This is a genomic window from Streptomyces sp. SCSIO ZS0520 (assembly GCF_025643355.1).
Classification (GTDB): Bacteria; Actinomycetota; Actinomycetes; order Streptomycetales; family Streptomycetaceae; genus Streptomyces; species Streptomyces physcomitrii.
Map to the genome: position 1 here is coordinate 5,199,945 of NZ_CP092644.1, position 14,538 is coordinate 5,214,482.

9 protein-coding genes are annotated in these 14,538 nt (G+C 74.6%); 1 reads left to right on the top strand and 8 read right to left on the bottom strand.

Features of this window, described 5'->3' with window-relative positions; all coding sequences use genetic code 11:
• The first annotated feature begins 167 nt into the window (after positions 1 to 167).
• Positions 168 to 1,298, top strand: a complete 1,131-nt coding sequence (locus tag MID12_RS20655; protein ID WP_040257889.1) for a VWA domain-containing protein — start codon at positions 168 to 170, stop codon at positions 1,296 to 1,298.
• Between the two features lie 32 nt (positions 1,299 to 1,330).
• Here MID12_RS20655 and MID12_RS20660 read toward each other — a convergent pair whose 3' ends face one another.
• The 8 genes from MID12_RS20660 to MID12_RS20695 form a co-directional block, all read right to left on the bottom strand.
• On the bottom strand, positions 1,331 to 2,227 hold the full coding sequence (locus MID12_RS20660; RefSeq protein ID WP_040252872.1) for a peptidoglycan-binding protein: 897 nt from the start codon (positions 2,225 to 2,227) through the stop codon (positions 1,331 to 1,333).
• On the bottom strand, positions 2,220 to 3,821 hold the full coding sequence (locus MID12_RS20665) for a DUF6519 domain-containing protein (protein ID WP_263169731.1): 1,602 nt from the start codon (positions 3,819 to 3,821) through the stop codon (positions 2,220 to 2,222). Before MID12_RS20665 ends, MID12_RS20660 begins: the two co-directional genes overlap by 8 nt.
• Positions 3,822 to 3,972: 151 nt before the next feature.
• Complete coding sequence (locus tag MID12_RS20670; RefSeq protein ID WP_263169733.1) at positions 3,973 to 6,132, bottom strand: hypothetical protein; 2,160 nt, start codon at positions 6,130 to 6,132, stop codon at positions 3,973 to 3,975.
• Positions 6,129 to 9,941 (bottom strand): putative baseplate assembly protein, encoded by a 3,813-nt coding sequence (locus tag MID12_RS20675; RefSeq protein ID WP_263169734.1) that lies wholly within the window; start codon positions 9,939 to 9,941, stop codon positions 6,129 to 6,131. The genes MID12_RS20670 and MID12_RS20675 overlap by 4 nt, the downstream gene beginning before the upstream one ends.
• Positions 9,938 to 13,153 carry a putative baseplate assembly protein gene (locus MID12_RS20680; protein WP_263169736.1) on the bottom strand — a complete coding sequence of 1,072 codons (3,216 nt, stop codon included), beginning with the start codon at positions 13,151 to 13,153 and terminating at the stop codon, positions 9,938 to 9,940. Before MID12_RS20680 ends, MID12_RS20675 begins: the two co-directional genes overlap by 4 nt.
• Positions 13,150 to 13,536, bottom strand: a complete 387-nt coding sequence (locus MID12_RS20685; protein ID WP_040252881.1) for a GPW/gp25 family protein — start codon at positions 13,534 to 13,536, stop codon at positions 13,150 to 13,152. The genes MID12_RS20680 and MID12_RS20685 overlap by 4 nt, the downstream gene beginning before the upstream one ends.
• Positions 13,533 to 13,814 (bottom strand): hypothetical protein, encoded by a 282-nt coding sequence (locus tag MID12_RS20690; protein WP_317633394.1) that lies wholly within the window; start codon positions 13,812 to 13,814, stop codon positions 13,533 to 13,535. The genes MID12_RS20685 and MID12_RS20690 overlap by 4 nt, the downstream gene beginning before the upstream one ends.
• Before the next feature lie 119 nt (positions 13,815 to 13,933).
• Positions 13,934 to 14,461, bottom strand: a complete 528-nt coding sequence (locus MID12_RS20695) for a phage baseplate assembly protein V (protein ID WP_263169738.1) — start codon at positions 14,459 to 14,461, stop codon at positions 13,934 to 13,936.
• Between the last annotated feature and the right edge of the window lie 77 nt (positions 14,462 to 14,538).

Below are 14,538 nucleotides of genomic sequence, written 5' to 3' on the forward strand. Positions count from 1 at the left end.
GCAGGCAGTTGAGCGGCGAAGTGGATGGGGGAGTGACGGCGGTGAACGGCACGAGGCGGGATCCGGCACAGGGCGCCGGGGCGGTGGGTCCGGGCGAGGCGGGGGCGGGCGAGGCGGGGGCGGCCCACGCGGCGGCCCCGGAGACGGCGGCCGGGGCGGAGGAGCGCTTGCGGCGCTGGCGGCTGGTGCTCGGCGGCGAGGCGGCCGACGGCACCGGGCAGGCGCTGAGCGGGCGCGACGCGGCGATGGACGGGGCGCTCTCCGCGCTCTACGGAGGCAAGGACAAGGAGGGCCGGGGACGGGAGCGTTCGGCGGGACTCGGGGCCTCGGCGCCCTCGGTGGCCCGGTGGCTCGGGGACATCCGCACGTACTTCCCCTCCTCCGTCGTGCAGGTGATGCAGCGGGACGCCATCGACCGGCTGGGCCTGAGCACCCTGCTCCTGGAGCCGGAGATGCTGGAGGCGGTGGAGGCCGACGTCCACCTCGTGGGCACCCTGCTCTCGCTGAACAAGGCCATGCCGGAGACCACCAAGGAGACGGCGCGGGCGGTCGTACGGAAGGTGGTCGAGGACCTGGAGAAGCGGCTGGCGACCCGGACCAGGGCCACGCTCACCGGCGCCCTGGACCGCAGCGCGCGGATCAGCAGGCCGCGCCACCACGACATCGACTGGAACCGCACCATCGCGGCCAACCTCAAGCACTACCTGCCCGAGTACCGCACCGTGGTGCCGGAGCGACTGATCGGCTACGGCAGGGCCGCGCAGTCGGTGAAGAAGGACGTGATCCTCTGCATCGACCAGTCCGGTTCGATGGCCGCCTCGGTGGTGTACGCCTCGGTGTTCGGTGCCGTACTGGCCTCGATGCGCTCCCTGGCGACCCGGCTCGTGGTCTTCGACACGGCGGTGGTCGACCTGACGGACGAACTCGACGACCCGGTGGACGTCCTCTTCGGCACCCAACTGGGCGGCGGCACCGACATCAACCGGGCGCTGGCGTACTGCCAGTCGCAGATCACCCGCCCCGCCGACACCGTGGTCGTCCTCATCTCCGACCTCTACGAGGGCGGGATACGCAACGAGATGCTCTCCCGGGTGGCCGCGATGAAGGCCTCCGGGGTCCAGTTCGTGACCCTGCTCGCCCTGTCCGACGAGGGCGCCCCCGCCTACGACCGGGACCACGCCGCCGCCCTGGCCGCCCTGGACGCACCCGCCTTCGCCTGCACCCCCGACCTCTTCCCGGAGGTGATGGCCGCCGCCATCGAGAAGAGGCCGCTGCCGATCCCCGACACCGGCAAGTGAGGGGCGGGGCCCGCCGGACCCCGCCCTCCCGCCTAGGAGTGGGGGACCTTCAGCAGGTCCCAGCTGACCTTGCCGGGGACACCGTCGGCGTCCTTGCCCTTGAAGCCGAGCTTGTGCTGCCAGGCCTGGTAGGACTTGCGGTCGGCCTCGGTCCACTCCGGGCCGGGGCCCTCCTCGTAGCGGCCGCAGCCCTCGGCGTTGAGGCGGTGGCCCATCATCGTGATCATCGGGTGGCTGCGTCCGTCGTGGAAGAAGCCGGCGCCGGGGAAGGGCTCGTACCGCGGCTTCGGCGGGTGGTCGGGTCTGCCGGGCGGCTTCGGCTTGCTGTCGCCGCCCTTGCCCGCGAGGCGGTCCTTGATGCGCGCGCGCATCGCGTCCATGGTGAAGCCGCGCGGGTCGACCTTGCCCGGCTGCCACTCCTTGTGGCCGATGACCGAGCGCTCCGACCAGCCGTGGGCGCGGCAGATCGCCGCCGAGACCTTCTCGATGGCCTCCTTCTGCGCCTCCGGCCAGGGGTCCTTCCCGTCGCCCAGGTTGATGCACTCGAATCCGTAGAAGCGGGCGTTGCCGTCCACGGTGGCCTGGTTGTCCGGGGGCAGCTTCCGCTCCGCGATGACCGCGGCGAGGACGTCGGGGTCGCCGGAGCCCGCGTGGTTGGCGCGGCCGTGCCCGACCAGGTGGATCTCGCCCTTCTTGTCGATGACGCCGTGGCAGAGCGGCCCCGGCAGCGCCGAGTGGCCGTCGTAGCAGAGGTCGACCGAGCCGCTGGTCCCCTTGGTCACGGTGTGGTGGATCATCACGCCGTTCACCGGGCCCCAGTTGCCCTTCGCATTGCGGTTGTGGGTACGCCAGTTGCGCACCTCGTGCACGGTCAGGCCCTCGGCCTTGAGGATCTTCAGCAGCTTCGAGGCGCTGAGTGGTTCAGCCATTGCCCTCTCCTCCTCCGTCGGCGACGGTCTCGGCCTCCGCCGTGGTCTGCGAGCGGCTGGTCCCCTGTCCGCCGCCGCTGTCCTGCGCCGCCTCGGCGGCGAGCTCCTCGTGATGGGCCTCCGCCTCCGCGGCGAGCTGCTCCTCGGTGGCGTCGGGGACGTCCCGCGAGAGCGTGGGGAACTCCCTGCGCAGCTCCAGCTGGCTGCCCTCGCCCTTGATCAGGGTGAGCGGCGCGTGGTGGAAGGCGATGCCGAGCGGGCCCCGCAGCAGCGGCCTGCGGTCGGCGTCGGCGGGCCACTCCACCGTGCCGGTCGCGGTGCGGGCGGCGGCGGTCCAGTGGTCCCCGGTGCGGTAGCTGCCGCCCTCGGCGAAGTAGACCTCGACGCCGTCCTCCAGCGGCAGCCAGCGGCCCTCCTCCACGGCCACCGCTCCCTGCTTGAGCTGGGCGCCCGCGCCCTGCCGGGTGCGCCGGTGACCCGCGCGATGGTCCCAGCGCCGCAGGTACGGGTTCAGCTCCGGTCGGCGGCCGACGCCGCGCTCCGGCTCGCCGGACAGGCGCACCCGGCGGCCGGGCAGGTCGAGTTCCTCCACCCGCAGCAGCGGCAGCGGCTCCAGACGGCTGGTGTAGGCGCTGTCCACGAACTCGACCCGGTCACCGACGTCCAGATCCAGCTTGCCGTCGCCGCCGAGGCTCGCCAACTGCACCCAGGTGCCGTCGAGTTCGTCGACCGGGAAGGTGACGCTGCCGTTCTCGCGGGACCATTTGAAGGTGGCCTCCCCGGCGCTGCCGCCGTCGTGGATCTCCACCCGGTACAGCTGGTTCTCCGGGCCCCGGTAGCGGGCGTCCGGCGCGACCAGGCAGGGCTCCTCGTCGCCGTGCTCGGGGCGCTCGGCCCGGAAGGCCGCGCGGGCGCCCGGTGTCTCCTGCTTGTGCGCCCAGGCGCGGAAGGCCTTGCCGACGTTCTCCCGGGTGGGCTCCGCGCCGTCGAGGCCGAGGACGCCGAGGTCGAGCGGGAGCACCTGCCAGACGACCTTCACCCGGGCCGCCGTGTCGGGCATCGCCGGGCCGAGGGCCACCTCGCGCAGCGCCGGGTCCTCGGCGGCGGTCACCAGGCGCTCCCAGACCTTCAGATAGACCAGGAAGGGGAACGCGGGGGGGAGCCGGTCGCCGGGGATCTCCGGGTCGCGGTAGGCGTCGGGCTGGTTCCAGTAGTCCCAGCCCGGCGCGTCGGCGGCCGGTGCGGGCCCCCGCTCGCCGTCCGCGCCGTGCTCGGGTCCGTCCTCGGGGACCGGCTCGCCGGGGGCCGGGCGACCGGAGTCGAGCTGGATGCCGTCGACGTAGTAACGCCCGGGCCCGATCAGGAGGTTGTCGATACCGCGGTTGCCGCCGACGTAGGTGACGGCGAAGCCGGTGTTCCCGGCGGGGCCGCCGTGCGGGCCGAGGAGGTCGCCGGTCAGCCACCGGGAGCGGGCGAGGTCGAGCTGGGTCTGCTCGTTGGTGTCCGCGTCGAGCTGCACCCGGCCCTGCTGGGCGACCACGGCGGAGTAGTGCCGCTCCGGCCGGAACGTCAGGCGCGAGAGGTCAGCGTGCATAAAGGGTGTCCCCCTGGTTCTGGTCGGTCAAAGGCAGCTGGGTGCCGGGCAGTTGGGGCGTCGGGGGGCGTGCGGCTGACGCCCCGGCGGTGGTCGGGTGGGCGGTGCGGCCGGGTGGCGGGCGCGCGCGGCGGTGCCGTTCGTCTCCCGCTCATGTGACGAAGAAGATCCCGGCGTCGGCGCCCGCCGGGGTGTACTGGGCGAGGCGGGCCCGCAGGCTGTCCTCCCGCTGGGGCTGGAACAGGTCGTGGAAGGCGCCCAGTTCGGCCCCGTCCTCGGCGCCGCGCCGGATCGGTTCGGGGCAGGCGTCGGCGAGGCGGCCGTACTGCGGCGTCCCGTACCGCTCGGAGGCGAACACCGGCCGGATCGCCCCGGTCGCCGCCCCGGCCGGATCGGGCAGGCAGCGGTGCCGGCGCGGGGTGCGCGAGCCCGGTGCCACGTAGCAGTGGTCAAGGCAGCCCCGCTGGCGGCGGGCCACCCGCAGCCGCCCGGTGAAGAGCGAGTTCTCTGCCGACTCGACCGCGTGGACGTGCACTTCGCCGATGACGGTGGTGCGGTGGACGTGCAGGACGGCGTGCGCGAGGCGGCAGTCCGGCGCGGAGAGGGCCTCCCGGTGGTGGCCGGTGGCGTCCAGGATGCTGTCGCTCAGCTGGATCGCGGCCGGTTCGGTGGCGACCTCGTCGCCGATGACCTCGATGGTGCCGAGGATGCTGTGCTCCACCTGGAGGCAGGCGCTGGTGCGGTCCAGGACGATGCTGGGTTCCTCGGGGGAGTGCGGTGCGCACTCCGGTTCCAGGGACCAGCCGGGCACCAGGGTGCAGTGCCGGATCACCACCGACGCCAGCGGGCCGGTCACGTTGACCCCGCGGCCGGTGACCAGGAGCCCGTCCAGGACCAGCCGCGGCAGCTCGCGCGGATCGCAATCGCCTTGTACGCCGCGGACGTTGAGGGCGTCGGGCCGGTTGCTGTACCAGTCGAGCAACCGGATGACGGGCCGGGTGCCCTCCGCCGCGCGCACCTCGAGGCGGTCCCCGGGGTCCAGGTCGAAGTCGAGCTGCTCCTGGTAGGCGCCGCTGTGGGTGATCTCGATGACGCCGTCCGGGCCGGTGCCGCCCGCCCTGCGGTCGCGCTGCCAGTCCCGGTAGGCGTCCATGATCCGCTGGTACGGTCGGCCCGGCCCGACCCGGTACACCGCCGCCTCCGGGGGCGTGACGCGCTCCCTCGGGTACTCGCCGCCGCCCATGTCCGCGGCGAAGGCGTAGTGGTAGTCCACCCAGACGCCCTGCCGGGGAGCGGTCCGCGAGCCGAAGGCGATCCGGCCCAGCTCGGGGTCGACGACGACCTGTCCGCGCCGGGCCCGGTAGCGCCACTCGGACAGGTCGGCGACCACGATGTCGGAGGGCGGCACCGGCAGGTCCTCGCCGTCCCGCCGGATCACGAAGCTCCGGCCGGGCCCGTAGTAGTCGGCCGGCCGGTCGGCGAGCTGCCTGCGGGTGATGTACGCGGGCACGTTGTCCACCGTCGCCTGATGGGTGGCGGACGGCTCCGGCACCGGCTTGGTCACCAGCGGGCTGTCGTTGCCGAGGATCGAGAAGGTGTACAGGTTGCGGGCCCGGTCGACGCAGTACGCGGGGGAGGTGCGCAGCGAGTACGGCCGCAGCCGCCACACGAAGAGGCCGACCCCGGCCGGAGTCCAGCCGCCCTGCCGGTGCCGGGAGTCGGCGCGGCGTACGTCCACCGTACGGCCCAGGGTCCCGAACGGGCCTCCGGCCAGGTCGAGTTCGGCGCTCTTGCGGAGGTCGGCGGTGCGCCCGCGGGTCAGGCGCCGGGCGTCGGCGGCGGGCGAGCCCGTCCCGTACAGCCGCACCGGCTGGGTGTGGCCGAGGAGCCGGGAGAGTTCGACGGCGCGGGCGGGCCAGTCGGCGACCCGGTCGGAGAGTTCCTCCAGGAGGGCCGGGGTGCCCTTGCGGCGGCGGCTCGCCACGGTCGCGGCGACGTCGGCACGCGGGGCGAGCGCCTCGGCCAGGCGGGCCCGGGAGTCCGCGCCGGGCCCGCCGAGCCCGGTGGCGAGCACTCTCTCGTAGCCGGGCAGCGGCCGGTAGCCGACCAGGTCGCCGAGGTAGGGCAGCACCCAGGGGGCCGCGGTCTCCACGAACCAGTCCTCGTAGTCCTGTTCGACGCCCTCGCGGACCCGGTCGAGCTGTTCGCCGATCACCGCGAGCAGGGCGCGCAGCGGTTCGCCCGCCTCCGCGTCCCGCAGCCTGTGCCACTGCGGGAGCAGCGCGCCGAGTGCGTCCGGCCTGGCCGTCATGAGGTCACCTCCGAGAGGATCAGGGTGTCGGCGATCTTCGGCGTGAGCAGGGCGAGCTGCGCGGGCCGGATGCCGCGGAAGACGCACACCGAACGCCCCGGCGCCAGCGGCCGGGTGTCGGTGATGCCGGGGTTCAGGCGCAGGAGGGCCTCCAGGGGGATGCCGTGCGCGGCGGCCACCGAGGACAGCGACTCGCCCTCCGGGTCGCGCACCGTGTACCGGCGCTCGTCGAACTCGGCGCCCCGGGCGGGCACCACGCTCCGCGGCTCGCCCAAGGAGCCGAGCAGCGCGGCGAGTTCGGCCGCGGTGACCGAGGCGGGGATCCCGGTGAAGGCGTCCACGTCCACCCAGTCGACACCGGGCACCGTATGGGCCGCCGCCAGTACTTCGGAGAGGTGTGCGGGCTGCCCCAGTTCGCGTCCGTGGTAGCCGAGCCGGGTCAACAGCGCCTGCCGCAGCCGGGGTTCGACGTACTCCCACCTGTGGTCGGGCGCCACCTTCACCCGGGCGGCGAGCAGCAGCACCACCAACTCCCGTACGTTCACGCGGACTTGGAGCAGCGGGTCGCCGTACTCGGTCAGCGCCGACCTGAGCGCGGGCAGCACCCGGCCGTCGCCGTCCAGCGGGACGTCGTCGGTGCCCGCCACGGTCACATGGAGCAACCGCCGCCGCCCGTCGAAGAGTTCGGTGGCCAGGGCCCGTCCGACCCCGGCCCGGGACCGGGTGAAGTCCTCGTAGTCGCGGGCGGAGACCAGCCGGTCCAGGGCGGACACGGCGAGCGGTACGGTCCGCCGGGTCAGCGCGGGGCCGTCGGCGTCGGCGCCGCCGCTCGCGGCCCGCGGATTGGTGACCGCGGTGACGCCGAGCGGCCGGGTGAGGGCCTGGGTGATGCGCCCGGCCTTCACATTGGCGGCCCGGCCGGTGCCGAAGCGGTAGCGGGCGCGGACGTTCTCCTGACCGGTGGGCAGCCGCGCCCCGTGCACCCCGTCGCCGAAGGTGACCGTGGTCCGGCCGTCGCCGGTGGTCCCGGTGATGTAGACGCGCTCCCGCGGCCCGCGCCCGGCGAGGCTGTCCACCTCGTGCCAGAGCAGGCCGTCGACCCGGACCTCCAGGGTGGGGGTGGCGCCGAGGGGGGTACCGGCCGGGAGCCAGGTCAGCGGGGACTGCCAGAGCGCGAAGCTCTGGCCGGTGCGGTCCGCGTCGCCGCTGCCGATGGCCTCGTCGCGGCTCTCGCCGTGGCTGGCGGCCACCACATTGCCGAGGATCCGCACCGTCTCCCGGCGGTAGCGGTGCACCAGATCGGTGGTGAGCCGCAGCGTGGTGTGCACATGGTCGCCCGGCAGTTGCGGGTCGGCGCCCTGCTGGACGTCCTCCACCACCACGATCTCGGTGGCCGTCACCCCCGCGGTGCCCGGCACATCGCTGCGCTCACCGGAGACGACCAGGGTGCGGCCCGGGCTCAACCCCTCGTACAGCTCGGCGAGTTCGATCTCGTTGCCGTGCACGTCCTCGCCGAGCGGTTCGTCGGCGGGCCGCAGCGGATCGCCGTCCGCGTGCACCACGGTGTCCCTGAGGTGCGAGAGGAGCACGTCCTTCTCGTCCAGCCAGGGCTCGGCGAGCACGAGTTCGGTGCCGCGCCCGGTGATCCCGTAGTCCGTGTACGCGGCGGTGCGGGCGGAGAGCACCTTGGTGACCACCTGGGCGAGCTTCGGGTCGCCGGGGATGCCGTCCGGGCCCGGCTTGCCCTTGCGGGGCCGCTCGACGGCGATCCAGCCGCCCGGCCGGATTCCGTCGTGGACGGTGTCGAGCCGCAGCAGGCGGAGGTTCGCGGCCCCGGTCCTGGTGATGAGGCCGATCTCGACGTTGGCGGGCTCGCTGCCCACCGTGTACCGCACCGTCACCTCGAACTCGCCGTCCGCGAAGTCGCGTTGCGTGTTCGGGGCCAGGCGCTCGTCCCAGGACTCGCCGCCCTGCACGGCCACCTGCACCCGGCCCTCCGCGTCGGGGCGGGAGACGAAGAGGGTGCGCTCGGGCAGCCCGCCGCTGAGCCGGGCGGTGACCCCGGGCTCCCGCGAGTCGGTGGGGCGGCGGCTGAGCCAGTGCGGATCGCGGTCCTGGCCGCCGCGGGCGTTCAGCTCCACCTGTCCCGGTCCGAAGGGGAAGGTGATGTCGGCCGGCAGGTTGACCGTGTTCTGCTCCGAGTCATTGGCCTCGATCCGCTGGAACTGGGCCTTCTGCGGGACCTTGCCCGCCGGGTCGAAGACCACCCGCACCGAGGTGAGCACCGAGCCGGTGAGCGGCCAGTCGGCCGACCTGATGACCCGGCCCCGGTCGTCCTGCACCGGCTTGAGCGGGGCCGTCGCCCCGAAGGGCGCGGCCGTCACCCGCATCACCAGCAGTTCCCGCAGCGCCTGCGGTGCCGTCGGCACCGCCGCCCGCCGCCAGGCCGGGTGGATCTCCCCGGACAGGCCCGGATCGAGCACCGCGAGCAGCCGCGCCGCCAGATCGGACCCCGGCCCCGCGGGCGCCCGTCCGGCACGCGGCGGCGTACGGCTCTCGCGCAGCGCGGGCAGCACCGCGGCCAGCGCGCCGAGCGCGGCGGCACCGCGGGCGGCCGCCGGGACCGGGCGCCGCTCCAGCTTCGGATCCCGGTGCGGCGGCCCGCCGTCGGCAGGCGGCTCCCCGCCCTGCGGCAGCTCGGGTACGGACGGCCCCAACTCCACCGAGCGGTCGGCGAGTTCGGCGAGCACCGCCTCCAGTTCCTCGCACCAGGCGGCCACCTCCCGGTACGCCTCGGTGAGGACCTGCGCCTCGCCGAGCCGGGCCAGCGGCCCCGCGAGCCGGGCCCGGAAGGCCTCCGGGGACGTCAGCTCCGGCAGGTCCTCGCGCAGCGGGGCGAGGACCTGCTCGTCGAAGTCCGCGAGGAACCGGCTCACCGGGCGCGGGTTGGGCACCCCCTCGGTCGGCGGCTCCTCGCCGGGTGCGCCGGGCTGTTCGGGCGCGGCGATCCAGCGTCCCGCCTCCGCCACCAGCTCCTTCAGCGAGGGCGGCGGCGCGCCGGGCAGCCCGATCGCGGTGACGTCCTCCTCGCGGTCGGTCCGCACCCGGGCCACCGGCCGCAACTCGCGTACTCCGCCCGCCTCTTCGCCGAAGACGAAGAGCAACTGGTCACCGGTGCCCAGTGCGTGGCCGGTGCCCGCCACGAACAGCTCCGAACGCTTCCGGGCCGACCGCGGGGTCAGCAGCAGCGGACGGCGGCGGCGCACCGCGAGTTCGTTCCAGTCCCAGCGGGCGAGCAGGTCCTCGTCGGTCTCGAAGGTCTGCGTGTCCTCCTCGGAGGAGGCGGGCACGCTGTGCGAGCGGGCCCCGCGCGGGATGAGCACCGGCAGGTCCTCGGCCCGCGGATCCCGGTCCAGGGTGTACGCCAGGTAGGTGCCCGCCGCCACGCCGGGCCGCGGCCTGTGCCCCACCAGGCGGCCGAGCAGCACCAGCGAACGGTGCTCGTCCGCGGTCCGCAGATAGCCCTCGTCGGCGATCCGCTCCGAGTGGAAGGTCAGCAGGTCACCGAGGACGGCGGCGGCGTCGAGCAGCCCGAGCGCCGGGTCGTCCGCGGTGCGCACGGTCAGGTCCCGCAGCGCCGGATAGGCGGGGGAGGCGAGCCGGTCGCGCATCGCGGCCAGGAAGCCGCCGTACTCGTCGACCCGGTGGTCCAGGGCGTCCCGGCCCGGGGGATTGTGCAGGGGCCGCGGCGCGAGCCGCTCGTCGTGGCCGCCGCCCCCGCAGCCGCAGGTGCAGTTCGGGTCGTTCATCGGACACCTCCCAGGGCGCCGTCGCCCATGAGTGTGATCTCCAGACGGCCGTTCTCGGGCCGGTCCGGATCGCTGTCGCAGGCGGCGATCTCCAGCGGGCCCAGCCGCAGTACGCCGTCCTCCCGCTCTCCCCGGTCCTCGTGGAACAGCCTCCGCAGCCGGGTCACTTCGGCGCTCACCACCCCCGGCACCCCCGCGGCCGCCGCCACCAGACGGCTCAGCCGCACCGGTTCGCCGAAGCCGAGCGCGTCCGGGTGGAAGAAGCCGAGCCGCCCGCCGGGCAGCCGTCCGCTGCCGAGCACCCGGTGCAGCTCGGCCAGGATCTGCCCGTGCTGGTGGCCGGGCGCCGCGCACACCCGCAGCGCGAGGTCGAGCGGCACCCGGCGGGCCGGGCCGACCACCAGGTCGTGCCCGATCCGCCGGCAGGCCCGCAGCGACTGCGCCACCTCGTCGAGGAGTACGGCCGAGGGCTCGCCGCCGCCCAGCGCGTCCACCGCGATGTGCGCCTCCTGGAGGCTGCCGGTCCAGCGGATCTCGGCGGCCGCCCGCTGCACCCCGGGCACCGCGGAGGCCAGCTCGGCGTAGTCGGCCGCGGTGACGGCGCGCAGCTTGCTCCGCCTCAGGTCGAGGGGGGCCAACTGCCGTACCTGCTCGACGGGTTCGGGCTCGGTGCCGCCGGTCGCGGCCAGCGGATTGCGGACGCCCGCCACCGGTGGTGCCTCCTCGGCCTCCGGGTCCCGCAGGAGCACCAGGTGGTTGATGGCCTCGGCACCCACATTGCCCGCGCTGCCGCCGCCGAGCCGGTAACGCAGGGCGAGCCGGGAACCCGGGACCGGCCGGGCGCCATGGCGTCCGTCGCCGAAGCGCAGCGCCAGCCGCCCGTCGTCCTCCAGCTCACCGACGAAGTGGTGGTCGCGCGGCCCGCTGCCGAGCAGATCGCGCAGCGGCGTCCACGCGGTCCCGGTGCCCTCGGCCGACTCCTCGACGGCACGCACCGCGGGCAGCGCCGCGCGGGGGTCCTGGGCGAGTGCCGCGGCGGCCGGACCGCGCAACGCGGGCTCCCGCGGGTGCAGTCCGGCCGCGTACGGCGGTCCCCAGCTGTGCGCGATCTCCCAGGGCAACTGCCCGTCGAGTACGGTGCCGGCCCGGGCCCGGGCGGTGAGCACCTCGATCCGCCGCAGCTTGGCGGCCAGCAACTCGCTGCTGCGGTGCAGGAGTTCACGCAGCGCACGGACCGGGTGGCGGCGCAGTTCGCAGGCCTCGACCACCTTCGGCCCGAACAGCACGGTCAGTTCGGCGATCTCCTCCTCGGCCAGGCCGTCCCGGTCGCGGGCGCTGCGCCACAGCTCCACCAGACGCCGCTCCACCCGCCCGGGTATCGCCGCGAGCCTGTCCGCCTGTCCCCGCGCCACCAGCACCGGCTCCGGGAACGGCACCGCCTGGGTGACCGGGGAGCGCCCCAGCCGCGGCCGGAACCGCGGCACGATCCCCGGGTAGACCGACTGCGCGAGCAGCGTCCGCAGCGCCGCCGCCTGCGCGTACGCCGTGCCCGGCACCACCGTCTCCTGCCGCTGCCCGGCGCGTTCGAGCCCGATCCCGGCCCGCAGCGTCTGCTCCTCACCGGCCACCGTGCGCAGCTCCCGCACATCGGCGGGGGTCAGCAACCGCCCGCTCTCCGCCTTCGCCACGAGGGAGCCGATCAGCCGGGCGGGCGCGTTGCCCGCCTCGTGGTCCGCGCAGCCGGAGCCCGGGCAGCAGGACCCGAGCACCGCCGGGTCCGCGGGCACCCGTACCCACTCGGGCGGTTCCCCGGGCCCGAAGGCCGGTGAGCGGCCGTGGTCGACCAGGACGACATTGCCCCGGGCCACACTCACCTCGGTGACCGGCGCGCAGTCGGTGCCGCCGAGGGTGGCCAGGCACAGCGGGAAGGCGAGCGCGTCCGCCGCCGCCCAGGCCACCTCCAGGACCGGCTGGTCCTCCACGGTGTCCACGCCCGGGGTGACCGAGGTCAGCCGCACCGCCTGCCGGTGCGCCGGATCGGCGTCCCCGGGCGTCCCGCTGCGCGGCCCCTTGACCTCCTCCAGGACCAGTACGTCACCGGCCCGCAGGCTCAACTGCCGTTCCTCGCAGGCCTCGTCGGCCCACTCGTCGCGCAGGGTCGCCGAGGTCGCGCCGCGCGGCAGCGCGCACACCTCGCCGCCCCAGGTCCACAGCCGGATCGCGTTGTGCGCCTGCCGCAGCACCAGCGGCTCGTCGTGCGCCACCGGCTCGAAGACCTCGACGCTGCCGTACTCGTCGAGCACCGCCAGGTCCCGGTCCTCGATCACGGTGCCCGGCTGCGGCCGGTCGTGCGGGTCCAGGGTGCGGACGTCCACCGCGGCGAAGCGGTAGGTGCCCGGCGGCAGCACGCACTCACCGGCCGTCTCCACCGCCACGAAGGCGCGGGCGTTGCAGCCGTCGTGCATGGCGTAGTCGATCAGCCGCACATGGCGCCGCACCGAGACCCGGCGCCGGGCGGTGTCCAGATACGCCTCCGTCGCCACCGCGTCCTGGTGGTGGCTGATCCGGTCCCCGGTGTACGCGAGCAGCTCCACCAGGGTGGTCCCGAGGTCGGCCGCGCTCCGCTCGACCCAGTCCGGGGTGGTCAGCGCCAGCCGGTCGAGGAGCAGCCGCCGGATGGTCTCGTAGTCGCGGGCCGTGTAGTCGACGACCGGGGCCGCCGGGAAACCGGGGTCGTCGTCGCCGCCGGGCCCCGCGCAGCCGAAGGGCGAGTCGGAGTCGGGCCGGAAGACGAACCCGGCCGTGAAATACCGCTGTTCGAAGCCCGGGTACGGAGTGGTGCCGGGCCGCCCGTAGGGATCCTCGGCGACCACCGAGACCCGGTAGCGGGAGGCGTCACCGGTGCGGTCCAGGGTGACGTGCACCCGGTCGTCGAGCTCCGGGTCCTCCTCGCGCTCCACCGCGACCTCGACCGCCTCGACACCGGTGACGCGCCGACCGCCGTCGATGCGGATGTTCTGCGGGCGCAGCCCGTGCGGCGCCTTGCCGAGAAAGGTCAGGGTGAGCGTGCGGCCGTCCTCGTCCACCTCCACCGTGTCGATCCCGTTCAACTCGGCGGCCCGGACCCGGCCGCGCCGTCGGCCGTCGTCCCGGCACACCAACTCCGCGCCCGGCAGGGGCAGTTCCTCGCTGCTGCCGATCCGGTTGCTCATCCGGCGGCCCTCCCCTCGAAGACCTCGTCCCGGCTGCTGCCGGTGGCCCGCACCACATAGCGCAGCAGGACCCGGACCGTGGTGTCCTCGCACTCCACGTCGAGCGCCTCCACCTCGATCAGCTCACCGAGCCAGCGCTGCAGGGAGGCCTGCACGGACAGTTCGAGCGCCGAGGCCAGCTCCGGGCTGTTCGGCGTGAAGACCAGATCGAGCAGTCCGCAGCCGAAGTCCGGCCGCATCACCCGCTCCCCGGGCGAGGTGAACAGCAACTGCTCCACCAGATCCCGCACATGCTCCTCGCGGGAGGCGTGCGCGGTGCGCCCGCGCCGGTCCACCCGGAACGGGAAGGCGATGTCGGTACGTACCTGAGCGCGGGCCCTCATCCCACGACCACCCCTCGTCGGTGGGGCGCCACCACGGGCGGCCCCTGCGGCACACGTCCTGCGGTGAAGCACTGCGCGAGCGTCGTGTCGAGCAGTACGGGCACGCCGTCCACCCGCACCCCGTCGGTCTCCGGCGTCCAGCGGACTAGGGCGCACGGCGAGCGCACCCCGGCCACGGTGTGCGGGCAGCCGGTCACCGCGTGCGTCAGCCCCGCCGTCGACACCGGCGTCCCGTCGAGCAGCACGGCATCGGAACCCGGCACGGAGACGGCACTCACCCGGCCCCCGTGCGGGCAGCTGATCACCGCGCCGGCGCCCATCAACTGACCGGCGCTCCCCGAAGTCCGCCTCACGGCTTTCCCGCCGTCGGTCCCGGACATGGTCAACTCCCCCTGTCCTAACGCTTCTTGGGCACGATCAGCCGGCCCTGGTTGATGTTCACCTCATTGCCGATCAGCGTGATCACGGCACCGGCGCTGTTGCCGATCGTCACGCCCTTCTCGTCCACGTCGATGTACGCGCCGCTGGCCGCCTCGATCCGGATCCCGCCGCCCGGGGTGTCCGACATGACGATCTTGTGCTTGCCCGGCGTCTGCACCACCACCGGCTTGGTGACCCCGGCGGCCAACTCCCTGCGCACGTCCGGCGGGAGCTCCTCGGCGGACCCGTACCAGGCCCCCGTCCACACCGGGTAGCTCGGGTCGCCCTGCTCGAACTCCACCCAGACACCGGCCCCCACCGCGGGCACCGTGAACTGCCCCGACTGCGGCCCGGTGAACGGCAGGCAGGGCAGCGCCCAGGTCGAGGGCTCGTCGCCGAGCACATCGGGCACGGACACGGTGATCCGCCCGATCCGCAGTGGATCGTCATTGCTCACCACCCGGCCGCGGAACTTGCCGAGGTAACGGTCGTTCGGTGCCGCCATACGTCAACTGCTCCTGTGTCGGGGGCTGTTGGTGGTCGTTGCGGGGCTGGGGGCGCCGTGCGGGACTCTGGCAGCAC